This window comes from Providencia rettgeri (genome assembly GCF_001874625.1).
Classification (GTDB): domain Bacteria; phylum Pseudomonadota; class Gammaproteobacteria; order Enterobacterales; family Enterobacteriaceae; genus Providencia; species Providencia huashanensis.
This window is the reverse complement of sequence record NZ_CP017671.1, coordinates 3317314-3340695: the sequence shown is the minus strand read 5'-3', so window position 1 is coordinate 3340695 and position 23382 is coordinate 3317314. Positions and strand designations below refer to the sequence as shown.

General features: G+C 35.9%; 19 protein-coding genes, 1 pseudogene and 1 riboswitch. Of the genes and pseudogenes, 12 read left to right on the top strand and 8 right to left on the bottom strand.

The genetic code is table 11. From position 1 onward, the window contains the following. The first annotated feature begins 81 nt into the window (after positions 1-81). Together RB151_RS15360 and tehB are read left to right on the top strand one after the other, a co-directional pair. Complete coding sequence (locus RB151_RS15360) at positions 82-1161, top strand: linear amide C-N hydrolase (protein WP_048607959.1); 1080 nt, start codon at positions 82-84, stop codon at positions 1159-1161. Positions 1162-1294: 133 nt separating this feature from the next. After that, positions 1295-2191, top strand: a complete 897-nt coding sequence (gene tehB, locus RB151_RS15355; protein WP_071548295.1) for an SAM-dependent methyltransferase TehB — start codon at positions 1295-1297, stop codon at positions 2189-2191. Between the two features lie 48 nt (positions 2192-2239). Here tehB and clcA read toward each other — a convergent pair whose 3' ends face one another. Further along, entirely contained in the window at positions 2240-3646 is a 1407-nt protein-coding gene (clcA, locus tag RB151_RS15350; RefSeq protein ID WP_048607958.1) for a H(+)/Cl(-) exchange transporter ClcA, read from the bottom strand. A 344-nt stretch (positions 3647-3990) separates the two neighbouring features. Here clcA and hcp point away from each other — a divergent pair, with 344 nt between their 5' ends. Both hcp and hcr read left to right on the top strand, forming a co-directional pair. Beyond that, positions 3991-5643: a hydroxylamine reductase gene (gene hcp, locus RB151_RS15345; RefSeq protein ID WP_042845165.1), complete on the top strand. Its 1653-nt coding sequence runs from the start codon at positions 3991-3993 to the stop codon at positions 5641-5643. A gap of 77 nt (positions 5644-5720) precedes the next feature. Further along, positions 5721-6725: an NADH oxidoreductase gene (gene hcr, locus RB151_RS15340; protein ID WP_042845164.1), complete on the top strand. Its 1005-nt coding sequence runs from the start codon at positions 5721-5723 to the stop codon at positions 6723-6725. A 99-nt stretch (positions 6726-6824) separates the two neighbouring features. Here hcr and RB151_RS15335 read toward each other — a convergent pair whose 3' ends face one another. Beyond that, positions 6825-7061, bottom strand: coding sequence for a HEAT repeat domain-containing protein (locus tag RB151_RS15335; protein ID WP_042845162.1), 237 nt, complete (start codon positions 7059-7061; stop codon positions 6825-6827). Positions 7062-7639: 578 nt separating this feature from the next. Further along, a riboswitch (M-box (ykoK) riboswitch) is annotated at positions 7640-7812 on the top strand. Positions 7813-7885: 73 nt separating this feature from the next. On the opposite strand from RB151_RS15335, the gene RB151_RS15330 reads away from it, so the two are divergent. Next, the gene (locus tag RB151_RS15330) at positions 7886-8956 is read left to right on the top strand and encodes a magnesium transporter (protein ID WP_042845160.1); all 1071 of its coding nucleotides are present in this window, start codon (positions 7886-7888) and stop codon (positions 8954-8956) included. A 30-nt stretch (positions 8957-8986) separates the two neighbouring features. Here the strand turns inward: RB151_RS15330 and RB151_RS15325 are convergent, their stop codons facing one another. Further along, positions 8987-9520, bottom strand: a complete 534-nt coding sequence (locus RB151_RS15325) for a SprT family zinc-dependent metalloprotease (protein WP_042845158.1) — start codon at positions 9518-9520, stop codon at positions 8987-8989. A gap of 108 nt (positions 9521-9628) precedes the next feature. Here RB151_RS15325 and RB151_RS15320 point away from each other — a divergent pair, with 108 nt between their 5' ends. From RB151_RS15320 to RB151_RS15310, 3 genes and pseudogenes are all read left to right on the top strand, one after another. Then, positions 9629-9952, top strand: a complete 324-nt coding sequence (locus RB151_RS15320; RefSeq protein WP_042845157.1) for an ArsR/SmtB family transcription factor — start codon at positions 9629-9631, stop codon at positions 9950-9952. A 1-nt stretch (position 9953) separates the two neighbouring features. Next, a pseudogene (locus RB151_RS15315) lies at positions 9954-10390 on the top strand (YeeE/YedE family protein). Between the two features lie 4 nt (positions 10391-10394). Next, positions 10395-10805: a DUF6691 family protein gene (locus RB151_RS15310; RefSeq protein WP_042845154.1), complete on the top strand. Its 411-nt coding sequence runs from the start codon at positions 10395-10397 to the stop codon at positions 10803-10805. 83 nt (positions 10806-10888) lie between these two features. On the opposite strand, the gene metK is transcribed toward RB151_RS15310, so the two are convergent. Then, on the bottom strand, positions 10889-12040 hold the full coding sequence (metK, locus tag RB151_RS15305) for a methionine adenosyltransferase (protein ID WP_042845152.1): 1152 nt from the start codon (positions 12038-12040) through the stop codon (positions 10889-10891). 715 nt (positions 12041-12755) lie between these two features. Here metK and speA point away from each other — a divergent pair. The 3 genes from speA (at position 12756) to RB151_RS15290 (ending at position 17315) form a co-directional block, all read left to right on the top strand. After that, positions 12756-14660: a biosynthetic arginine decarboxylase gene (gene speA / locus RB151_RS15300; protein ID WP_048607955.1), complete on the top strand. Its 1905-nt coding sequence runs from the start codon at positions 12756-12758 to the stop codon at positions 14658-14660. A 97-nt stretch (positions 14661-14757) separates the two neighbouring features. After that, complete coding sequence (locus RB151_RS15295) at positions 14758-15933, top strand: tyrosine-type recombinase/integrase (protein WP_071548294.1); 1176 nt, start codon at positions 14758-14760, stop codon at positions 15931-15933. Positions 15934-16922: 989 nt separating this feature from the next. Further along, positions 16923-17315 carry a hypothetical protein gene (locus RB151_RS15290; RefSeq protein WP_071548293.1) on the top strand — a complete coding sequence of 131 codons (393 nt, stop codon included), beginning with the start codon at positions 16923-16925 and terminating at the stop codon, positions 17313-17315. A 20-nt stretch (positions 17316-17335) separates the two neighbouring features. On the opposite strand, the gene RB151_RS15285 is transcribed toward RB151_RS15290, so the two are convergent. Continuing rightward, positions 17336-19603 carry an NACHT domain-containing protein gene (locus tag RB151_RS15285; protein WP_006661141.1) on the bottom strand — a complete coding sequence of 756 codons (2268 nt, stop codon included), beginning with the start codon at positions 19601-19603 and terminating at the stop codon, positions 17336-17338. Between the two features lie 191 nt (positions 19604-19794). Between RB151_RS15285 and RB151_RS15280 the strand changes: the two genes are divergently transcribed. After that, complete coding sequence (locus RB151_RS15280) at positions 19795-20361, top strand: recombinase family protein (protein ID WP_071548292.1); 567 nt, start codon at positions 19795-19797, stop codon at positions 20359-20361. A gap of 120 nt (positions 20362-20481) precedes the next feature. Here the strand turns inward: RB151_RS15280 and RB151_RS15275 are convergent, their stop codons facing one another. The 3 genes from RB151_RS15275 to RB151_RS23750 all read right to left on the bottom strand — a co-directional run bounded on the left by RB151_RS15275 (position 20482) and on the right by RB151_RS23750 (position 23339). Further along, positions 20482-21042, bottom strand: coding sequence for a hypothetical protein (locus tag RB151_RS15275; protein WP_071548291.1), 561 nt, complete (start codon positions 21040-21042; stop codon positions 20482-20484). 164 nt (positions 21043-21206) lie between these two features. Beyond that, positions 21207-21827 carry a hypothetical protein gene (locus tag RB151_RS15270; protein ID WP_071548290.1) on the bottom strand — a complete coding sequence of 207 codons (621 nt, stop codon included), beginning with the start codon at positions 21825-21827 and terminating at the stop codon, positions 21207-21209. A 906-nt stretch (positions 21828-22733) separates the two neighbouring features. Then, positions 22734-23339 carry a hypothetical protein gene (locus RB151_RS23750; protein WP_237071473.1) on the bottom strand — a complete coding sequence of 202 codons (606 nt, stop codon included), beginning with the start codon at positions 23337-23339 and terminating at the stop codon, positions 22734-22736. Between the last annotated feature and the right edge of the window lie 43 nt (positions 23340-23382).

The following is a 23382-nucleotide window of genomic DNA, read 5'->3' as shown; positions in this document are numbered from 1 at the left end:
ATTTTTTATCTAGTAAGACTAAATAATATCCATCTGTATACTATGCTTATAGTACGTTAATTTGATTATTTTGGAGATGGCATGCAGTTTGTTAAAAAAAGCATCGTAGCACTAGCGACAATCGCAGCAATATCAATGCCTATTATGGTGAGCCAAGCATGTACTCGGGTACTTTACTTGGGTGACAACGAGCAAATCATGACTGGTAGAACAATGGATTGGAAATACGATATTGGTACCAATCTTTGGGTTTTCCCTCGGGGAATGGAGCGTAATGGGGTTGCTGGGCCAAATTCTCTACAATGGAAGTCAAAATACGGTAGCGTGATCGCTTCAGGTTATGATATTTCGACGACTGATGGGGTCAATGAAAAAGGCTTAGTAGCAAATCTCTTGTGGCTAGCGGAATCAAAATACCCTCAAGTGGACGATAAACAACCTGCATTGTCTATTTCATTGTGGGCACAGTATGTTTTAGATAACTATGCAACGGTCGAAGAAGCGGTTGCTGATTTAGAAAAAAATCCGCTAGTCGTCGCTACTGATAATGTGCCAGGGCAAGATCGTTTGGCGACCTTACATTTATCTTTATCAGATGCTAGTGGCGATAGCGCTATTATTGAATATATTGATGGTAAGCAAGTTATTCATCACAATCGAAAATATCAAGTGATGACTAATTCACCAATTTATGAAAAGCAATTAGCAATGCAGGAATATTGGCAAGGGATTGGTGGTACAGTGATGTTACCAGGAACTAACCGCTCAGCAGACAGGTTTGCCCGGGCCCAATTCTATATCAACGCCATCCCTCAAAAAACAACAGCTAACAAAGCGGTAGCGAGTGTTTTTAGTGTCGTTCGCAATGTGTCTGTACCATATGGTTTGACATCAGAAAACTCACCAGAGATATCATCAACTCGTTGGCGTACTTTGGTGGATCATAAGCGTCAACTTTACTTTTTCGAGTCCGCATTAACGCCAAATATTTTTTGGACCGATTTAAAGAAAATTGATTTTTCTGCTGAAACAGGGAAAGTCAAAAAGCTTGACTTAGGAGTAGAGCAAAGCAATATCTATTCAGGGGATGCGACCAACAGTTATGTGGTAACAAAACCATTTGAATTCTTAGGGTTAAGTGCTAAGCAATTAGGTTATTAATTATCTATTATTAGGTAATGAATCATAGGGCAACCGCTAGTGCTGACTGGCGGTTGATTTGTATCAAAACCCTGATTGTTTTATTAATGAAAGCTTTGCAGTGTTCAAGCTATCGGTATAAGATGTATTTAAAATGCAACTTATTGGTGATGATATGAATGAACTTGTGTGCTACAAGACCATGCCGGTCTGGAATAAAACCTCTTTACCGCTCATGTTTCAAGAGCGCCATAATACAAAAGAGGATACATACGCCCAGTTAAAGGTATTGAAAGGCTCTCTTGATTTTATCATTTTTAATGAAGATGGCAGCGAACAGCACTTCACCTTTGATGTTCATAACCAGCCGCCAATAATCGAACCACAAATTTGGCATCGTATTTCCAATTGTAGTGATGATATGGAATGCCAACTCGCCTTTTTGTGCCAACCAGAAATTAAATTTTATAAGCAGTATGGTTTAACGATCCCCCATTCAGAAGTTCGGTATTTATGTGAAAATAAATTATCAGCCCCTTGTAAAACGTTGGATTTAGGCTCTGGTCGTGGAAGGAACAGTTTTTACCTTGCATTACAAGGTTATGACGTTACTTCCGTCGATATCAATCCGCAACATATTCAAGCGATTGATTTTGTGAAAAAACAAGCAGGTATAGATAATATTCATACTGCTATTTACGATATTAATAGCCACCAAATTCAAGATGATTATCAATTAATTATTTCTACTGTGGTACTGATGTTTTTGCAGCGTGAAAAGATTGCGGATGTGGTGGCGAACATGCAACAGCATACGTTATCAGGTGGTATTAATGTGATTGTCTGTGCTGTTGAAACACCAGATGCTCCATTAGATTTAGTTCCTTTTAAATGTTTCTTGAAGCCAGGCGAATTAAAACATTATTATCAAGACTGGGAAATTTTAAAATATAATGAAAACCCAGGTCATCTGCATCGCACAGATGCACAAGGAAACCGAATTAAGCTTAATTTCGCAACGCTAATTGCAAAAAAAGATAAAACTATCTGATTGATAAAAAACGGGTTGTTTCAACAACCCGTTTTTTTATGGCTAACGTTAAGCAGAAGGGGGGATGGTCGCTTTCGCTGCTGACTCTTCTTTTGCACTACGCTCAAGTGTTTTTTCTAATATAACGGAGTAAAGGGGCCTGCCACCTAAAAACTGGGCCATCATAGTGGCACCGATACAAGTAATAATCATAGGTAAGATAAGTTGATAATTATTCGTCATTTCTAAAACTAATACGATACCCGTTAAAGGGGCCCTTACCGTTGCAGCAAATAAAGCCCCCATGCCTGCGATGGCAAAAGTCCCCACTTCTATTTGGTAATGGGGAAATAGTTCGAGTACAGCATAGCCAAAAACACCACCAAATAACGTTCCCAGAGCGAGTAAGGGAGAAAAAATCCCTCCAGGTGCGCCTGAGCTAAAACTAATTGTTGAGGTTAAAAAGCGTAATGCAAAAAAGAGGAATATTAAGGTAATCGTAAATTGCCCTGCAACCATTTGGTGGATCACCGAGTAACCACCGCCAACAATTTCAGGGGTATAAACACCAATAGCACCAAAAGCCCCACCAATCAGCCCTCCCATTAAGACGAAACGAGAGATTTTATTTTGATAAAAGGCGAGAAATTTATCCTGTAAAAATAATAAAAAACGGTTGAAGCAGATCCCTACAATACCAAATAACAGCCCTAAAACTAAATAGAGCCAAAGTGTGTTCATGGGGGCTGAGGAAAATTGCCCGATATTTAATAAGGCGGCTTCCCCATTAATTAGTCTAAAAACAATAGTGGCTGTAACTGCACCTATGAATACAGCTTTAATGGAGATTAAACTGTACTTAAATTGAGGGCGCATCTCTTCAATAATAAATAATATCCCTGCAAGAGGCGCATTAAATGCAGTTGATAAGCCAGCGGCTGCACCCGCAGCTAATAAAGTGTGGCGAGATTCATTATCTTTTAAGCGAAAAATATCATAGAACATCTGGCTAATATTAGCCCCTAATTGGACTGTTGGCCCTTCACGCCCTAATACCATCCCAGAGCCTAGTGTTCCTAAGCCACCAAAAAATTTTACGGGGATGACTCTCCACCATCTAACAGGGCGTAAATCTTGCAGAGCCCCTTCGATTTCGGGGATACCAGAGCCCCCTGATTCAGGGGAAAAACGTTTAACAAGATAATAACCTATCATTGCCAGAATAGCTGAGACAGCAAACATAGTCGGAATAACTAACCATTTATCTATGACTAAGTCGCCAACAGATTGAGTACGGTAGTTACTGATCCAAGTGGTGCCTAACATAAATAGAGAGCCAATAAGCCCAACGGCAGCGCCAATAATTGCGGCTAATAGTAAGATCTTTATGGGAGTCTTATCTGATTCTTTTAACCGTCTAAGTACACCGAAACGATATTTCATTACGGACTTACTTGTTAATTTTTCCTGTGCCATCTTTTTTTGATTCTCTTTTTGTGATTACATAACAATAACTTACATTCATAGTATAGCAAGAGATAAAGTAAACCTTATCATAGGAAAATTATATTGGAATAAATAGTGATTATTTTTCAAAAAATAAAATGAGGGCAGCTTATTCATTCTGAAATAATGAATAAACACTAAGGCCAGCAGCAGATGGTTTATCATACTTCTAGTATTGATAATAGTTCTCATTCATACAAAACATTAATGTAGATCAATAAATGGTTAGATAGCTAACAATTCCACTTTTTTATTCTAATAAAGAGCGTAATCTTAATGTTGTATTTGAAATGCAACTTTAAGAGGCGAATAACATGTACTGTGTGCAATGTGAACAAACAATTAGAACTCCAGCTGGTAATGGCTGTGCATACGCGCAGGGTATGTGCGGTAAAACAGCAGAAACTTCTGACCTACAAGATTTATTAGTTGCTGTATTGCAAAGCTTATCGGCCAGTGCAGTTACGGCTCGTGAACTCGGTATTATCGATCATGATATTGATAGTTTTGCTCCACGCGCATTTTTCTCCACATTAACTAACGTCAATTTTGATTCAGACCGTATTATTGGTTATGCACGCGAAGCTATTTATTTACGTGATAAATTAATTAAACACTGCCAGTCAGTAAATAGTGCTGTGGTATTTAATCACCCCTTGATCCACTTGCAGTTAGCCGGTACCGATATTCCTACCTTACAGGCACAAGCAGCACAATTCTCTTTGGATATCGATAAGGCAGAAGTAGGCGAAGATATCCATGGATTACGCATGTTATGCCTCTATGGCTTAAAAGGGGCTGCGGCCTACATGGAACATGCTCATGTACTAGGCCAATATGATAATGAGGTTTATGGCCAATACCATAACATTATGGCTTGGCTAGGTACGTTGCCATCAGACATGAATGAATTGCTTGATAACTCAATGGCAATTGGTTTGATGAATTTTAAAATCATGGAAATATTAGATGCGGGTGAAACCGGTGAGTTTGGTCATCCAGTGCCAACTGAGGTTAATGTTCGCCCTGTTGCAGGTAAATGTATCTTGATTTCAGGCCATGATTTAAAAGATCTGAAAATGTTACTCGAGCAAACAGAAGGTACAGGGATCAATATTTATACCCATGGTGAAATGTTACCCGCACATGGTTATCCAGAACTGAAAAAATATGCTCATCTCGTCGGTAACTATGGCAGTGGGTGGCAAAACCAGCAAGTTGAATTTGCTAAATTCCCTGGGCCTGTTTTGATGACATCAAACTGTATTATTGACCCTGATGTTGGGCAATATAAAGACAGAATTTGGACGCGCAGCATTGTCGGCTGGCCGGGAGCTAAACACTTAGTTGGTGATGATTTTTCTGACATGATAGCGCAAGCACAATCACTAGCAGGGTTCCCATATACCGAAATTGAACACAAAATCACGGTTGGTTTTGGACGCCAAACTTTATTAGGCGCTGCTGATGCGGTGATTGATTTAGTCGCACAGAAAAAACTGCGTCATGTCTTCTTAGTAGGGGGTTGTGATGGTAGCCGTGGTGAAAGAAGTTACTACACTGATTTTGCACGTAGCGTACCTGAGGACTGCCTGATCCTAACATTAGCGTGTGGTAAGTATCGTTTTAATAAATTGGACTTCGGTACATTAGAAGGTTTACCACGTTTATTGGATGTTGGTCAGTGCAATGATGCTTATTCCGCAATCATGCTGGCGGTCAATCTGTCAGAGAAACTTGGGTGTGGTATCAATGACTTACCACTAAGCTTGATTCTATCTTGGTTTGAACAAAAAGCGATTGTTATTCTATTAACACTATTGGCGCTAGGTGTGAAAAATATTTATACCGGTCCAACAGCCCCAGGTTTCTTAACCGAAAACTTATTAAATGTGTTAAATGAGAAGTTTGGTATGCGTAGCATCACCACGGTAGAGCAAGATCTCGCTGAAATTTTACCTGCATAATTAGTAAGACGACTGAACCCGTTTAAAATACCGATATGAGAGAAGGGGGCTGTGACCCCCTATAAAGGAGTGAAGCAATGACAATGCCAAGCAGTTTATGTCCAAATAGGATGCAAATTCATTCTATTATTCAAGAAACAGCGGATGTTTGGACTATCAATCTTATTAATCACGATTTCTATATGTATTCACCAGGGCAATATGCTTTGGTTAGTATTAAAAATAGTGATGAGGTCATGCGTGCTTATACTCTTTCATCATCACCAGGGCAAAGTCGTTTTATTTCGATTACAGTCAGGCGATTAGCAGATGGTATGGGGTCAAATTGGCTCACACGTTCTGTTAAAGAGGGTGATTACCTTTGGCTTTCAGCCGCTCAAGGGGAATTCACTTGCGCTAATGTAGAAAACCAACAATATTTAATGCTGGCGGCAGGTTGTGGCGTGACGCCGATTATGTCTATGACTCGTTGGCTAATGGCAAATCGTCCTGAGGCAAACGTCAAAGTATTATTCAATGTTCGCGATAACCAACAAGTCATTTTTGCACAAGAATGGCAACAATTAACCCAATTATATCCAGATAGGCTACAGCTGTGTGTAATGGCTGAAACTCCAGATAATGGGGAGGTTGCACAGGGTCGTTTAACCGAAGAAAAACTAAAAGTACTAGTACCCGATATTCATTCACGTATCGTAATGACATGTGGCCCAGTTCCATATATGAAAAATGCGCAGCAATTTGCTGCAAATTTAGGCGTCCCTGCTGAGCAATTCTTTATGGAGCGCTTTTCTACCGAACCAGAGGCTATTGATAGCGAAGATGTTCTGACATTAAAAATTCGTCAGCGTTTAGTGAATTTTAAAGTACCAGTTGGTACCTCTTTATTGTCTGCATTAGAACAAAATAAACAGCCGGTTATCGCGGCGTGCCGTGCAGGTGTCTGTGGTAGTTGTAAAACAAAGGTATTATCAGGAAATTACACCACATCCAGTACGATGACATTGACTGAAGCAGAGATTGCCGAAGGTTATGTTTTAGCCTGCAGCTGCCAATTACAAGGCGACACTGAAATCGAGTAAGGTTATTTAACGTCGTTAGGCTGTCTCATTATAAAAATAATGGGGCAGTGCTACACAATACGAAATAATATAAATTTAACGTACGCATAATAAGGGTTTTTAGTGTTCTATTTTTGGACTATGTATGAAATAAACAGACAATTTACTCAATGTATTAATTGCTGAAACTGCGACTTCTTTATTTGGGTCTTGGCATAAATCTATGATGCGTATGATGGCATCATGATATTCAATTGTTGCTTTAAAATCGCCTAATGCTGAAATTGCTGCGATTTTTATTTCATCATTCACTCTGTATGTTAAATTTGTTAACATACCTACAATTACTTTATCCATAATAAAACTTTCACTGTTAAATAAATTAGAAAATATTCTAAGATAATTCTAGTGATATTTAATTCTGAATTGACATCTAAAAATTATTATTAAGAATTAATAATTCATTTTTTGTTAATATATTCGAATTAAATATCGCTTTAAGTGTATTTTCTTACTAATTAATTTTTAAATTTGATTGTTGTTGGTTTTAAAAACCACTCAAATAATTAGTGTTAGTAATTTATGATACACCAATAAAGAGTGAGTGGTTTATTTAATAATGCTTGGAGTCATGGGTTTTGATATTTATGCTGTAAGGCAAGGAATAAGGGTGAATTTAATTAATTTTATTAAATTATATCTTTAATGTTATTTTTGTTTTCTTGGTTATTATTGATGTGGTTACTGTTTTATTATAATGTTTTTATAACAAAAACATTATAATTTATTGTTTTTTACAAATTGTTACTTGATGAATTTATATTAAATATAAACTTAAACAAACCCTAAACAATAAGTTTACTATGCGTAAAAAAACGTAGATAGAGACTAGTAATTAATTTATCAATGGGTATAATTCGCGCCGCATCCAAAGTGCAGTATCTCGTTAGGCGAGGCTCCTATACAAACATAGGTTACTGATCTGACGACGTCGAGAGACGCCCAAGATTAGGACAGGATATATCGACCGAAGGTATATCCCCATGTAACTTCCTGCTCAATACAGGATACGTTGTATAGTGCTAAAACCGAGACGAAGAGATAGCTTTTGCATTCTCTCATCTGGTTTCGCCCCTATTTGAGTACTGTTTGAGTAACCAACAGTAATAGGGACTAAAAAAATGACATTCACTTCTCAAAACAAAGCGGGAGCAGTTGCAATTGCTCAATCCGCGATGAAAGGCACGCGCCTTAAAAACCACAATACACAGCAGCCTAAAATTGATGACGCAACTGTTAGTGCATATATGAGCCAATCATATCTACCAGTTTCTGTCGCAGATTCAATCGCCTGTGTAAAACAAAACCTTATTGAACACCTTGATGGCGAACAAATTCCGACTTATTTATTTGTTGTTGATAGCGACAATTATTTAAATGGAATTCTTTCAGTTAAATCATTGTTAGCTTCTCCAGAAGATTTATTAGTGTCTGATATTATGCGGCACAATTATTTTTCGGTTGCACCAGAACAATCTCGTCATGATGTCTATGACCTGATTAACCATAGTGGTCTAGATATGATCCCTGTTGTGCAATTTGGCAAATTAATGGGTGTTTTGCGTCCGCAAGATATCGCAGAACTGATTGAAGATGAGAATACACTTGATGCGCAGTTACAAGGCGCAACGACACCGCTTGATGAGCCTTATTTAACGACTAGTCCAGTAACACTGTGGCGTAAACGTGTAGTTTGGTTGTTAATGTTATTTGTCGCTGAAGCCTATACAGGGACAGTATTAAAAGCATTTGAAGAACAACTTGAAGCAGCAATTTCACTTGCGTTCTTTATCCCATTATTGATTGGTACTGGTGGCAACAGCGGTACTCAAATTACGTCAACGCTAGTTCGTGCAATGGCGTTGGGAGAAGTTAGCTTACGTAACCTTGGTGCAGTGCTGAAAAAAGAGGTTTCTACTTCATTTTTAGTTGCTGTCACTATTGGTGGGGCTGCTTTAATTCGTGCTTGGATCTTAGGCGTTGGTCACGAAGTAACGATTGTTGTAAGCTTAACAATTGTCGCTATCACTATGTGGAGTGCGATTGTTTCTTCAATTATACCAATGGTATTAAAGAAACTAAAAGTAGACCCAGCAGTCGTATCGGCACCGTTTATTGCGACTTTTATTGACGGCACAGGTTTGATTATCTACTTCGAAATTGCCAAATTAGTGATGACGGAGTTTGCTTAAGAGACATGTTGAATTTGCTACGGCGGAAGGTTAATTTTCTGCCGTAGCGGCACTAACTTCCTTCGGTTTTAAAATTTCCCCACATCGACGACACAAATATTGGTTTTCACCTCTCATCACTTTGTTATGACGACGTATTGTTAATTCATGGGTTGTTTTACAGGCACAGGTATAATTAAAGGTTTTACTTTTTACTGTTGCGACTGAAAAACGATGAGTACGGTTTGCATCCACTTCTAGCACATGTTGCATCATCCATTTCCATTCTTTGCCATGGGGCGCAATTCCCTGTCGACCGAACACCTTAAAAACCAATAAGTGAGCCAGTTCATGAGGAACAACCTCATCGATGAAAAGATGTGTATTTTCAATTAGTAATATTGGATTAATACGAATTTCCCATTCTTTTAAGTAAGCACTACCAGCTGTTGTGCCGCGTTGTTTGTAATTGAGTTTGGGTTCTGGAAAAGCTTGTTCAAGTTTTTGTTCCGCCAACGCGAGCTTTTCCCGTAGGGTGCTCATGACTCGTTGCTGTAAAAAAATAGGGACTCTAATCGTTTTCATAAGTTAAGGATACGTGAAGGTGAGCAAGGCAAACAAGTAAAATTTGACGATTATTATATAAAAATATATATTATAATAATACATAATAAAGATAACTAACGTGACTATATGAATAATACACCAGAAGAATTGCTTTTTGCGATGAAGCAAGCAGCAACACAAACTGCATCATTATTAAAAACACTGGGGAATCCTGATCGCTTAATCCTACTTTGCCAATTAACACAGGGGGAAGCTTGCGTCAGTGAATTAGAGGAACAACTGGGTATCCAACAGCCCACCTTATCACAACAACTGACTGTGTTACGAAATGAAGGCTTAGTGACAACTCGTCGTGAGGGTAAACGCATTTACTATGCAATAGCAGATGAAAAACTATTCACGCTACTTAATACGTTATATCAACTTTATTGCCCGGCAAAGGAGAACTAACATGGTGATTGATTGGGCTAATTTTACCCCGATATCCGCTGCGATAGGGGGCGTGCTGATTGGGTTGGCAGCGGCAATTTTATTAGTTTTTAACGGACGAATAGCAGGGATTAGCGGCATTTTAGGTGGTTTACTAAGACCGATAAAAGGTGATACGGCATGGAAGGCGGCTTTTATCATTGGATTGATGATTGCCCCGTTGTTATTCACTTGGTTTGCTTATACGCCAGAAGTAAATATTACGGCTAGCGTACCAGTTTTAATTCTAGCAGGTCTATTTGTTGGCTTTGGCACGCGTTTAGGGGGGGATGTACCAGTGGCCATGGCATTTGCGGTATGTCGAGGTTTTCTCGTCGCTCCATTGTTGCCGTAATTATTTTTATGCTTGTGGCTTTTGTAACCGTAGCGCTTGCTAACCAGTACGGGCTAAGGGGATAAGTGAATGCCAATTATAATTGCACTGATATCAGGAATATTATTTGGTTTAGGTTTGGTGATAGCGGGGATGGGAAACCCGGCTAAAATTCTATCCTTTCTTGATATTACGGGGAATTGGGACCCGTCCTTACTTGTCACAATGGCAGTGGCAATGGTGATTAGTGGGGTTTCCTATGTTTTTATCAAAAGAAAACGAGTAAGTATCCTGAGTTGTCCATTACAAATACCAACTAACCAAATAATTGATAAAAAGCTGATTACGGGCAGCGTGTTATTTGGTGTTGGATGGGGGCTTGCAGGTATTTGCCCAGGACCTGCCTTGCTATTAACAGGAATGGGGGTTACTCAAGGGGTTATATTTACATTAGCTATGATAGCAGGAATGGCAATTTTCCAATTTACACAAAAAAATTAAGCCATTTATATGACGATATTATCGACAATAAAAACCCATCATTAGCAGATGGGTTTTTTACTTTACGGTATTAACTAAATAAATTATAAGCCAGCGGCACTGCGCAATAATTCAGCTTTATCCGTTTTTTCCCAAGGGAATTGCGAACGACCAAAATGGCCATATGATGCAGTTTGCTGATAAATTGGGTGTAGAAGGTCAAGCATATTAATTAAACCGTAAGGGCGTAAGTCAAAGAATTCACGTACTAATTTAATTAATAACGATTCATCTACTTTAGCCGTACCAAATGTTTCGACCATAATAGAGGTTGGCTCAGCGACACCAATAGCATAAGAAACTTGGATCTCGCAGCGGTCTGCAAGCCCTGCAGCCACAATATTTTTTGCAACATAGCGTGCAGCATAAGCCGCGGAGCGGTCGACTTTAGAAGGGTCTTTACCAGAAAAAGCACCACCACCATGACGAGCCATACCACCGTATGTATCAACGATGATTTTACGGCCAGTCAAACCACAGTCACCCATTGGGCCCCCAATGACAAAGCGACCTGTTGGGTTAATAAAATATTTAGTTGCAGAACTTAACCATTCAGCAGGAAGAACAGGTTTAATGATTTCTTCCATTACGGCTTCATGCAGGTCTTTTTGTTGAATTTCTTCAGAATGCTGAGTGGATAAAACCACCGCATCAATACCGACAATTTTATTGTTGTCATATTGAAAGGTAACCTGACTTTTTGCATCTGGACGTAACCAAGGTAAGGTGCCATTTTTACGTACATCTGCTTGGCGTTGAACTAAGCGATGTGCATAAGTAATTGGCGCTGGCATTAATACATCAGTTTCATTAGTGGCATAACCAAACATAAGACCTTGGTCACCTGCACCTTGTTCTGATGGGTCGATACGATCAACACCTTGATTGATATCAGGTGATTGTTTACCAATGGCACTTAAGACCGCACATGAATTGGCATCAAAGCCCATTTCGGAGCTGGTATAACCGATTTCGCGAACCGTTTTGCGTGTGATTTCTTCAATATCAACCCAAGCACTGGTGGTGATTTCTCCCCCAACCATCACCATACCTGTTTTGACGTAGGTTTCGCAGGCAACGCGAGCTTTCGGGTCTTGTTCTAGAATAGCATCAAGTACTGCATCAGAGATTTGATCAGCAATTTTATCTGGATGCCCTTCTGATACAGACTCAGAAGTAAAGAGATGTGTAGCCATGAGATTAATACCTTAAGAATTCGCAGATTTATAATTGGATGTTTTAACATCTAGACGTCTATTTTAGTCTCATACAGCAAAAATTTCTACCTCTATTTATACAAAAAACGGCTAGAGCACAAAACAACGACCCATAAAGTTTTATCTCAATTTAGTTATTTTGGTTTTGCTTTTTGAGCGTAATAGATGTATAAACAGCGACCGTAACGGATGGTTGTTATTTCCCGTTATATACCAGCAGGTAAAATAAAATCCCTGCTATCTATCAGGAATGTTTATAAACTTTTGAATTTCAATAAAAAACAAGGTGATATAGCTTAAATCAACAGGTCAACCTGCCAAAATAGTGCTACAACATTGAAATTTTAAAGGGTTAAACAGTTATATTGGGGGTTAATGGGGAATGAACCATAATCTACTGAATAACAGTATCCAACCGTCATTTGCGGATCGCCGCGTGACATTGGCGTTTACTTTCCTGTCATTCTTTACTTCATCACGAAGTTACCGTCACATCTCTAATACACCTTTGAGGCTGAGTCATTAATTTGTCAGCTTAAGGTCGTATATTGTCACTGTTTAGATGTTCTAAGCACTTTTTATTAAAATCTGAGTATTGCCGTTTCCCCGACATAACTGTCTTGTCGTGCCATGTCGTAATTACATGCATCGGAAGGAGAACGCGTCACTCACCCCTCCATATTAGGAGTTTGTTATGAATGATAATATCGCTCGCAAAATGCGCCAGACTTACAATATTGCGTATTGGGGTGGTGGTTACTATCAGGTGAATGAGCGCGGAAATGTCTGTGTTTGCCCTAATCCTGAAAACCCTGACACCTTTGTTGATTTAGCTGACCTTGTAAACGAGGTCAAAGAAGAACAACAGCATTTACGTTTACCTGCTTTGTTTTGCTTCCCACAAATTCTACAGCATCGCCTTCGCTCAATAAATGCGGCGTTTAGACGTGCTCGTGAATCTTATGGCTACAAGGGGGATTATTTCCTTGTTTATCCTATCAAAGTCAACCAACAACGCCGTGTGATTGAATCTTTAGTCAATTCGGGGGAACCATTAGGGCTAGAAGCGGGCTCTAAAGCAGAGTTAATGGCTGTTTTAGCCAATGCAGGCAAAACACAGACAGTGATTGTTTGTAACGGTTATAAAGACCGTGAATACATTCGCTTAGCTCTGATTGGGGAAAAATTAGGTCACAAAGTTTATCTGGTGATCGAAAAAATGTCCGAAATTGAGATGGTACTCGCAGAAGCTAAAAGCCTCGATGTCACTCCACGCTTAGGGGTACGTGCCCGTCTTGCTTCGCAAGGGTCTGGTAAATGGCAAGCTAGTGGTGGTGAAAAATCCAAATTTGGTTTGGCTGCGACTCAAGTATTACAGTTAGTCGAAATCCTGCGTAATGCAGGTCGTTTAGACAGCTTGCAACTGCTTCATTTTCATCTGGGTTCTCAGATGGCAAATATTCGTGATATTGCCACGGGTGTTCGTGAATCCGCGCGTTTTTATGTGGAACTACATCGTATAGGCGTCAATATTCAATGTTTTGATGTGGGCGGTGGTCTAGGTGTTGACTATGAGGGGACTCGCTCCCAATCTGATTGCTCAGTTAACTATGGTTTAAATGAATACGCTAACAACGTGATTTGGGCTATTGGTGATGCTTGTGAAGAGTTTGGGTTACCACACCCAACGGTTATCACTGAATCTGGCCGTGCGTTAACGGCGCATCATACCGTTTTAGTTTCCAATGTGATTGGTGTAGAGCGCAACGAATTTACTAAGACATCACCACCAAATGAAGATGCCCCGCGCTCACTTATTTCATTGTGGGACACATGGGAATCGATGCAACATCAAGGGAATAGCCGCTCGTTGCGTGAATGGTTACATGATAGTCAGTTTGACTTACAAGAAGCGCATACCCAATACGCACATGGTGTTTTAGATTTAACTCAACGTGCATGGGCTGAAGAGTTGTATCTTAATATTTGCCGCCGTATTCAACAAGATTTGGACCCGAGTAACCGTGCTCATCGTCCAATAATCGATGAACTTCAAGAACGTATGGCAGATAAGTTCTATGTTAATTTCTCCTTATTCCAGTCATTACCAGACTCATGGGGTATTGACCAAGTTTTCCCTGTATTGCCGATTGAGGGGCTAGATAAACCATTAGACCGCCGTGCTGTATTGTTAGACATAACATGTGATTCTGACGGTATTATTGACCATTATGTCGATGGCGATGGGGTTGAAACCACCATGCCAATGCCTGCTTATGACCCAGAAAACCCACCAATGATTGGTTTCTTTATGATTGGTGCATATCAGGAAATTTTAGGCAACATGCATAATTTATTCGGTGATACCGCTGCGATAGATGTATGGGTTGATAGCCAAGGTAATGTGCGTTACTTACAAAGTGAAGAAGGCGACTCCGTGGCTGATATGCTGCAATACGTTAAACTGGTTCCTGAAGTGTTATTAGAAAGCTTTACTGAGCAAGTTAAAGGGACGGGGCTGAGTGAGCAGCTACAGAAAGATTTTGTGGCAGAGTTCGAGAACGGGTTGTATGGGTATACTTATCTCGAAGATGAGTAACCAGTACTGAAAGGTTAGGTGCTAATATAGTACCTAACCTTTATTTTCAATGTGTTATGTGAATATTCGCGTGCTGATGGTAAATCAAGGGGCACCAATGGCACATGTACATTTCATGTATATTTCATGTAATTCTCGTGGTTATTATATTTGGCAAAAGTCATATGTAGGAAAGCTAATTCGATTTGACTTGAGAACTAGAGATCTACAAATCGCTCATAAACGTTCAAAAATTCTACTTAGTACTTTTCATCGATTAAAAAAAGAATGCACTGATTTTGATGAGATCAGAGCACATTTAATGAATGAGCGAGATATGTTCATCGAAGAAGGGATCCATTTAGAGGCAAACTACATTTATTGGATTAATAGCGGGAATTTACCTAATAGACAGCAGAATGATAGCCGCTTTCAAGCTAAAGGGCATAAAATTAGCCAAGTTGCTGATGAGTGGTACAACGAAATGAAATCTGAATGGAGGCCATTAACATTTAAAGGTAACAAGGCTGCGATTGATTACTTAATTAGCCTATATGGTGATAAAGATATTCAATCATTTAACAAACCAAAGGTAGCTAGTTTTAAAAAAGCTTTAAAGAATAAGTATAAGTCTGAATTCTCTAGCCAATCCATGTTTAAGAAAGTATCAGCTCTTTTTAGCTTTGCCGCTGATAAAAGGGATTATATTACTAAAAACCCTTTTAGTAATATGGGATATAAGAAGATTAAAAAAATTAACCCTAGAATCTCAGTATCCACTGAATCACACAAAAAAGTACTTGAACTTATAGAGCACAAATCTCATCTGTGGTGGCTTATACAGGTACTATATTACACAGGTATGAGAGTTACCGAATGTATACAGTTAACAGAGCAGGATTATGTCTACATTGCAGATAAAGGACAAAAAATAGCTTGTATAAGTGTTAATGATAGGGATGGTAAGAGGATTAAAAATTCAAGTAGTATAAGAACTATACCAATTCATAAAAATTTACTTCAAAGCGGAATTATGAATGAGAAGCCTGTATTTCCATGGACTGTTCATAATCCAGTATCTAATGCTGTAGCAAACCTATTTAAAAAAATAGATGAAAAGCATAGCCCACATGACTATCGATACGCTATGAGTGATAGGCTAAGAGATATATCAGACCTTCCCGACCATATAAGGTTTAGCATACTTGGTCACAGTAGTAGTACTATGACTGATAGCGTATACAGAGGGAAAGAGCCTATTTTTCTGATGAAAGAAGCAATTGACCGAACTTAGCCATGTTGTTCCAACATAGCTAAGTTTTTACCATCAGCACGCGAATATTCACATAACACATTGAAAATAAAGGTTAGGTACTATATTAGCACCTAACCTTTCAGTACTGGTTACTCATCTTCGAGTACTATCAGTACTGGATCCTAATCCAAAAAAATTAGTTATTACAATGAATTATAATTCATACTCACATGCTAATGAGTTTAGTTTTACATGAATATTACATGATTATATCAGGCTCCAGTACTGATATGGTAGCGTTATGATAAGTACAAAACTGAAGCTCAATGTGTTCTCGCGACAAAGTTACTTGCCTTTAGTACTCGAATTATTGAGAGTCAGGGGGAATATACTGATTTTATGAATACTTAAAGTAATCCCTTACTGAAGTAAAAAATGATGTGGTTTTTATATCATTGAAGTAAAAGTTCAGTACTTAATATAGATAATTAGTAATGAAAATAAAAATAACTGAATTATAAATTTATACTACTTTTAAAAGTAAAGTAATTGTATTCTTATTCTATTTAAATGAAATGCATAATAATTTAAATAGAACTTGAATTATATCCCCTCGGTATTGCTTTTATTTTATTGAGTTTAGAATTCAGTACCTTATGCTTGTTAATAATTATTTTACGATATTATCGTGATAAGAAAATTGATATGCAAGAAAATTTATTTAAAGAAATTATGCTAAAAATGAAAATTATGCGTTATAATAAGGTCGTTAGAACGATTATTTGAGAAATGGTTTTATGTAATGAAATTATTTTCAGGAATGATGTGAAAAATTTAAAAGCATGCGTTATAATGTGGTTGAAATAACCAAATGTTGATTTTCAATAAATACTCTAAAATAATATCTATTAGATACTATCCACTAGTGCCTACGATAGGCTTCATTAGTAAATAATATTAACTAAGTAATTAAATTATATTTAACCCCCATTAAAACGCAAATTTTTAAAATCCAAAGGAGATAAACCATGAAAATAAAAAAAATGCTAAAAAGAAAAACGAAAACGAAAACGAAAACTTACAAAGTTTTTGTTAACGACTGTGTATCACAAGTAATATACCTAAGAGTTAAAATAGAGCATGTATATGATTTAATGGATAAATATGAAAAGCTAAACGTACAGTCTAAATTAAGAAAAAAAACCAAAAATGTATGGTTTTATAAAAATTATTTTTTTGTTCCTTTAGTGACAATGGTTAATAATAAATTTAGCATATGGAATGGTAGGCATAGAACTTGTTGGCTAAGGCAAAAAGGTGCAAAAAAAATTGTTATAGCGATTCCAAATGTGGATTTTGCAGCATTCAAGATTTTAAATATGAATTATAGAATAGTAAATAAAATAGAAATACCCAATTAATGGGTATTTCTATTTTAAAATCATTTATTCATGTCAATTTTATTATTAGCAGTTAGTTCTTGAGTGGGCTTTTCATATAAAGAATATATGTAGTCTTTCATTATTGGGTTTTTTCTTACTGTCTTAAAATGTTTCTTCAAATACTTATCTACAGATTTACTTGAGTTATTTGAATCTTCAATGTTATGCCTAATTCCAAGAGTGATTAATATATTTAAATCTTTATCTTGGATTAGGTCATCAAATGATTCAGAGTCCCCTAATTCATTAAGGCATGATGCAATAAAATATTTTGCATAATTAACATATGCTCCCACATCTCTAGAATTATAGATCCTTTCTATTGAATATTCTAATGCTTCTCTAAAAAAATCATAACTATAATTATTATTCAAACATTTAGTAAAAATGCACAATAAGGACATAGGTGTTAAATTATTTAAAGGGGTATCAGTATTTCCACATAATGTATCTTCTAATAGCTTACCAGCATCCATGAATGCATCATAAACTCCCTCTTTAATCTTATTATATGGTGTTAAGTAGGCTGCTAACAAAAAACTTCCATTAAAAAACAATTTCAAAAATCTAGTTCTATTAGAAGAAGCTTTGATATTATTAACCAGTGTTAATGTTTCTTCACTATCTCTTAATAATCCAAAATAAAAAAAGTAACTATTTGACCAATAAATTTCATAAATTTCTTCATCAATTATTGCTGAATTATTTTTCCTCATAAACTCAGCATAAAAATACTCCATAAAAGAGCGGTGAATGAAGCTGTAGGTTTGATTTTTTTCATTTACGAAGGCAATTTCATTTTTGTAGATCAAGCGATTGAAAAGCTTATCCTCATCAATATTTATTTTTCTTTTTTCTATATAACTTAAATAAATATCTCTTATTTCTGAAATAGAAACACATGTTAAAGAATTTTTCATCATATAACTAGATAACTCTAATAATATATTATTCATGACGTCATATTCTATTTGAGATAACAATCCTTTTGAAGTATCCCACCGTCCCAGTACTATCTCCGTATATTTAGAGTATAATTCAGTCATAGTAGATGGTAACTCTTTAATTTCATCCTTCAATATTCTTGCTAATAAAATAGCACTAATAGGAGTCCGTGGTATACATTTAAATAAAGGTGTTTTTTCTATCCCATTTTTTAATTTGTTTGAGATATCCATATCATTACATATCTTATCTACAAAATTTATTATTTGGTAAATACTAAGAGGTAATATGGAAAATCTAGAAAACATTCTATCAATAAGGTCATAATCTTGAACAGAGTCCATTGTTCTAGATGCTACCACTAATTTAACATTATCTAGCTTTGATATACAGTTAACAATATTTGTGAAATTATGTAATCTTTCTGGGAGAGATTCATTTACCTCATCGACTGAATCCACAATAAAAATCAATGGCTTATCTTCTGGTAAATTATTGGATTTAAGCGTGCTTTTTATTAAGTCATCAATGCTACAATTATTAGTAATGATATCAGAATATTGAAATAATATAGGTATCATATAGTTTTCATTTTTTTCGACATCAATTTGAAGTTTTGATATCAGCTGTTTTAATATTGTACTCTTCCCTGATCCAACAGTACCTTCAAGAAATATATAACGCTCATTTTGAATTGCATTATATAAAGTAATTGGTTTTTGTTTATGTTTTTTTGATGATTCTTTTATTATTCTTTGCTCAATATACTCATTAATCCCTACAGGGCCAAAAAATGAAGAGTCATTTCCTTTAGACATTAAAGATAATGTACTTGAAAAGTATTGACCAAAGTTAACACTATTATAATCCCAAAACTCAGGATAATGCCTAGTAATTAAACTTACAACTTTTTCACCACTAAGAAACCGTATATTTGTATTTTTATATTTTTGATAAAATTTTTCTTCAGCGTTGCTAGATATAGTAGTATTACTAACAACCCAAATTTCATTAAGATAGATTTTTTTTGCCGCACCTTGAATGAATCTCTCAAATAATTGACATTCTTCAATTTGCCTATCGACTTCACTATTTGACTGTGTAATTTTACCAATTTTACAAATTATGCCAATGTATCGCTCTTCGTCTAATGATTCATCTCTTTTTATTAAAACAAAGTCAGCCCCTTTTTCATTTGGCCCCTGCTTATACTCTACTTGGGTTATTGATGGTAAACGTGAAAATAGTTGCTTAAGTATAGGATGAAAATCCCTAACTTCATATTCTAAGGATTCTAGTTTTTTTAGATGTTCTTGTTTCATATTCTTTCCTTGTAATCAAATAACAATGAGTATAGCTTGTTTTGATTTTCATAACTATTCTAATGGTAGTCTTTTAACTACTCCCTAATGATACCCGCCTAATTCAACTAAAATAGTATCATTTAGTACTTGATCCCATCTATATGATTTAGTATCATTTTGGTATAGTAAATGATACTAAAGGGCTTAATATGATATTCGGCTATGTTCGAGTTTCTTCAAAAGATCAAAATCTAGAAAGGCAGCTTTCAGTACTTGAACCTATCTGCAACAAAGTGATTCAAGAAAAAGTATCAGGGAAAAATATTAACGATAGGCCAGAACTACTATTACTATTATCGCATTTAAGGGAAGGTGATACTCTCATTATAAAGTCTATCGATAGATTAGCCCGTAATACTAAAGAACTCTTATCGCTAGTGGATGAGTTAGTAGAAAAAGGAATCACTGTTAGGTTCTTAGACAATAACATGAGTTTTGATAATTCTCCCGCTTCAAGGCTAATTTTGACGATGATGGGAGCAGTGGCAGAGTTTGAACGAGGTATTATTGCATCTAGAAGAGACGAAGGTATTGCTATTGCTAAAAAGGCTGGAAAATACAAAGGAAAACAAAAAAATGCAGTACTGCATAGTAAAATAGGTGAAATGCTAGAAACTGGAAAATATACTGCTGATGAAATAGCTAAGCTTTGTGATTGTGGTCGAGCTACAGTTTTTAGAGTCAAGAAATTACGATCAGTTAACCAACAAACATAGCTTATTTTTTTTACTTATTATATCTATATAGGAAAATCCTATTGATATCATAGCATTCAAAGGTTTTACTTTAAGTAAAGAGTGAGTTTATGCAACTCACTCTAATTTATTGGAAGACTATTATATATTACCTGCAAGATCGTAATACGTATCACACATTTTTTGATCTACTGTTTTATTTTTATTACTAGAATATGATCTTATACCTATATTTTTATATTTCACCATTCCATCTCGCCATGAGATAAATTGATATGGATTCCTGTCTGCTTGCTCTAATACTTGATAAAAGTATATATCAAATTTTTCACTATAAAATTTAGCCATTTTTCGATTATTCGGAACCGCAGTTGAGTAGCCGTAACAGTAAGCAACATAAAATATTTCTTTTTCATATTCTGAGCTTCCTTTTACTATCGAACGCTCAACTTCCCTAGATACTGGGACTTTACTGGAATTATTCAAACTATTTTTTGGTATGTTATTCTCTGTATTCTTGTTTGTATTGAATACCAATACTAACATTACAAATGTTAGTATAAATCCAATAAAGCTAATTCCAATCAAAAAAATATATTTAATAAATCCATTTATATTACTTTTAATGCACCATTTATTCAACTTTATATAACAATATATTCCTATTAACATACTAATTAAAAATAGTACTAACGGATTCATAAAAAACCCCATTCTATGTTAAATGACTATTAACAGTGGTTATTAGATAAGATTGTGTTTTTAACTGGTTAAATATTAATCAATTAAATTGTATCATCTTATTATTTAATGAATTAAATAAAATGTATTGACACCCACCTAACTATTGTTCAGACTAAATCCAACTAAAATGTCGTTGCCATATATTTAAATTTAAAAGCGTCAGGGTTTCTTGGGATGCGATTGGTTAATTTTTGAGATTCAGTATAGAAACACTCCTCCATTTTCGGTATAACTATTTTCTGTTTTTTGGTTAGTAGTTCCAATGCTTTTTGTATTTCAACATTTCGCACATGCACGGGAAATTGCTGCCAGTACTTCACTTGCTCACCATACCATGAACTTAATTTATTAAAATCTTTTTGGCAATCTGGACGAATTTTTTCATCAAAATCTTTCAAACTTATTCCATAGCTTAAATATATATTAACTGCTCTCGCAAATTCAACACTACCAATAGGATAAGATTTTATACTCTTATAAAGTGACATTTCTAATGGATCTTTATCATTAAACTCTAAGTATACAATTTCATTATCTGTATTCTTATACTTAAGAACGATAGTAGGAGATGTAAGATTATGAAGTACTGAATACATTACAATATATAACAATACAGACGGAATAAAAGCCACAAAAAATATGGAACCTTTGCCTAATCCTTTCCCCTTAAAGTATCTAGACATTTTTTTATAGACTAATACAGCTAAAAATGTAGTGATAACAATAGCTATTAGTTGAGGCACCTAATTCTCCTTGATTAGATTTTTACATTTAATTGAAGCAATTATATCACACTCTAAAATATTGATCGATAAAAACGATCAATTAAACAAAAACGATCGTTAAAATCTATTAAGCCTATCGATAACTATTCAATCAATAGGAGATAACGATCAATGTTATTAGGTCATATAATCTTTGAAATACCATGTACTCGCTAAAGCTCGTCATGGGCATATTCTAAGATCGATGATAGTTCTCTTCAGTTCAGTACTAATCCAGTACTAAATTAACTCACTTAGTCATGTACTCGCTAACGCTCGACATGGGCATATTCTAAGGTCAGTAATAGTACTTTTTAGTTCAGTACTGATTTAGTGCAGGTATTTTTTCGTTATGAGTTTTTTTCGCGAAAAAAACGAAATAAAAGAAGAAATACCAGTGATTGCTCTCGCCAAGAGAGTAATCTTCTGCGAAAAAAAATTAAATTAGCTCACTTAGCCATGTACTCGCTAACGCTCGACATGGGCATATTCTAAGGTCAGTAATAGTACTTTTTAGTTCAGTACTGATTTAGTGCAGGTATTTTTTCGTTATGAGTTTTTTTCGCGAAAAAAACGAAATAAAAGAAGAAATACCAGTGATTGCTCTCGCCAAGAGAGTAATCTTCTGCGAAGAAAAATAATATACATTCTTATTCGTTTGGTAACTGAGTCTAGTCTCTTGCGAGACCTAGACACGCAATAAATTCCTTTTATTGCTCACATAGCTCACCGCAGCGAGCTTGCGGTTTACTAAATGAGCAATAAAAAGAATTTAAATTGCCCTTCCTCATTGATATGTCCGAAATTTATTCCCTTATATAATTATAGGGATTATTTTTATGACACATTTTGAATGTCTGATAGTGTTTCTGACAAAGAGCAGGGTTATTTATTTTTCTTTTGAATTGCTTTCTCGTACTTATTGTACATTTCATTTCTTTCTTCTTCATTGAGATCTTTATTGATTTGGCTTGATAGAAATTTATTAAATTCCGAAACATTAAGCTCTGGGTTATTTGCTTTCCAGCGACTGAAGCGGCTAGCTTTTGTATTAGAAAGAGTAAAACGTTTTTCTTTGTTTGTAGAGCCTTTTGGTCTTCCTCTCAGTGCACATTCATCGTCATCAAGGCCAAGATCTATATACTCAATATTATCAGTGAGATAGTTTGCCTGAAATTTGTCGAAAACATAAACAGTCTGTATCTCAGTACTATTATAATCTCTTGATATCCCTCTAAGTACAAACTGATGCAAACTTTCATATTCTCTAGCATGATGAACTTCTGCCATAGATAGTTCAAAAAATAATTTACATTGAGTTGCTTCTACATCTGATGGCCTCATGCAAGCAAGCCATACACAGGTTTTAATCTTACTATACTGATTTAAGCCTCTAGGATCTGGGCTTATCTTTGTACCGTCATTAAGTTTTTGAATGTCAGCTCTGTTTTTTGTCCAATAAAATTCTTCATATTTAAGCTTATCATTCAAGTAATTATATATTTTCTTTAGTTTTTCAGGATTATTTTTCTTC